Below are 2,191 nucleotides of genomic sequence, written 5' to 3'. Positions count from 1 at the left end.
ACCATCGGGGGTAGAGCACTGTTTTGGCTAGGGGGTCATGGCGACTTACCAAACCAAGGCAAACTCCGAATACCGATGAGTACAGCTTGGGAGACAGAGCACCGGGTGCTAACGTCCGGACTCAAGAGGGAAACAACCCAGACCGCCAGCTAAGGTCCCTAAAACGGGCTAAGTGGGAAACGAAGTGGGAAGGCTAAAACAGTCAGGATGTTGGCTTAGAAGCAGCCATCATTTAAAGAAAGCGTAATAGCTCACTGATCGAGTCGTCCTGCGCGGAAGATGTAACGGGGCTAAGCCAGTTACCGAAGCTGCGGATTTGCAATTTATTGCAAGTGGTAGGAGAGCGTTCTGTAAGCCTGTGAAGGTGTCTTGTAAAGGATGCTGGAGGTATCAGAAGTGCGAATGCTGACATGAGTAGCGTTAAAGGGGGTGAAAAGCCCCCTCGCCGTAAGCGCAAGGTTTCCTACGCAACGTTCATCGGCGTAGGGTGAGTCGGCCCCTAAGGCGAGGCAGAGATGCGTAGCTGATGGGAAACAGGTCAATATTCCTGTACCGATTACAAGTGCGATGTGGGGACGGATCTTAATAGGTTATCCGGCTGTTGGATGTGCCGGTTTAGACAGATGTAGGCGACACGTAGGCAAATCCGCGTGTCATATACCGAGGCTGTTGATCGAGCGAGCTTGCTCGCGAAGTAACTGAACGAGGTCCCAGGAAAAGCCACTAAGCTTCAGCTTGTAATTGACCGTACCGCAAACCGACACTGGTGCGCGAGATGAGTATTCTAAGGCGCTTGAGAGAACTCAGGAGAAGGAACTCGGCAAATTGACACCGTAACTTCGGAAGAAGGTGTGCCCTAGTAGTGTGATGAGAACATCTGAGCACGAATGGGTTGCAAAAAATTGGTGGCTGCGACTGTTTATTAAAAACACAGCACTCTGCAAACACGAAAGTGGACGTATAGGGTGTGACGCCTGCCCGGTGCTGGAAGATTAATTGATGGGGTGCAAGCTCTTGATCGAAGTCCCAGTAAACGGCGGCCGTAACTATAACGGTCCTAAGGTAGCGAAATTCCTTGTCGGGTAAGTTCCGACCTGCACGAATGGCGTAACGATGGCCACACTGTCTCCTCCTGAGACTCAGCGAAGTTGAAATGTTTGTGATGATGCAATCTCCCCGCGGAAAGACGGAAAGACCCCATGAACCTTTACTGTAGCTTTGTATTGAATTTTGAACAGATCTGTGTAGGATAGGTGGGAGGCTTTGAAGCAGGGTCGCTAGATCTTGTGGAGCCAACGTTGAAATACCACCCTGGTGTGTTTGAGGTTCTAACCTAGGTCCATTATCTGGATCGGGGACAGTGCATGGTAGGCAGTTTGACTGGGGCGGTCTCCTCCCAAAGTGTAACGGAGGAGTTCGAAGGTACGCTAGGTACGGTCGGACATCGTGCTAATAGTGCAATGGCATAAGCGTGCTTAACTGCGAGACTGACAAGTCGAGCAGATGCGAAAGCAGGACATAGTGATCCGGTGGTTCTGTATGGAAGGGCCATCGCTCAACGGATAAAAGGTACTCTGGGGATAACAGGCTGATACCGCCCAAGAGTTCATATCGACGGCGGTGTTTGGCACCTCGATGTCGGCTCATCTCATCCTGGGGCTGTAGCCGGTCCCAAGGGTATGGCTGTTCGCCATTTAAAGAGGTACGTGAGCTGGGTTTAAAACGTCGTGAGACAGTTTGGTCCCTATCTTCCGTGGGCGCTGCAGATTTGAGGAAGCCTGCTCCTAGTACGAGAGGACCGGAGTGGACGCACCTCTGGTGTACCGGTTGTCACGCCAGTGGCATTGCCGGGTAGCTAAGTGCGGAAGAGATAACCGCTGAAAGCATCTAAGCGGGAAACTCGTTCCAAGATGAGATCTGCCGGGGCCTTGAGCCCCCTAAAGAGTCGTTCAAGACCAGGACGTTGATAGGTCAGGTGTGGAAGCGCAGCAATGCGTTAAGCTAACTGATACTAATTGCTCGTGAGGCTTGACCCTATAACTTTGATAAAATCTCAAAGTCAAATGTCAAACGACAGAAATGTCATGTGTATGCCGATATGAATCGATACGTCGATTCAACTCGTTGGCAGCAATCAAAAATCAGCTGATTCGAAGCTCTATGAATTCGTTCCGGTTGTGCGCTCGCACAG

General features: G+C 51.0%; 1 rRNA gene (cut by a window edge). It reads left to right on the top strand.

Going from position 1 to position 2,191, the window contains the following annotated elements:
- Positions 1 to 2,036: ribosomal RNA gene (locus QUA42_RS27245) — 23S ribosomal RNA — on the top strand (it extends 942 nt beyond the left edge of the window).
- Positions 2,037 to 2,191: the final 155 nt, after the last annotated feature.

This window comes from Microcoleus sp. Pol11C2 (assembly GCF_036701505.1).
Classification (GTDB): Bacteria; Cyanobacteriota; Cyanobacteriia; order Cyanobacteriales; family Microcoleaceae; genus Microcoleus.
The sequence above is the reverse complement of the archived record's forward strand: the minus strand, read 5'-3'. Positions and strand labels throughout refer to the sequence as shown.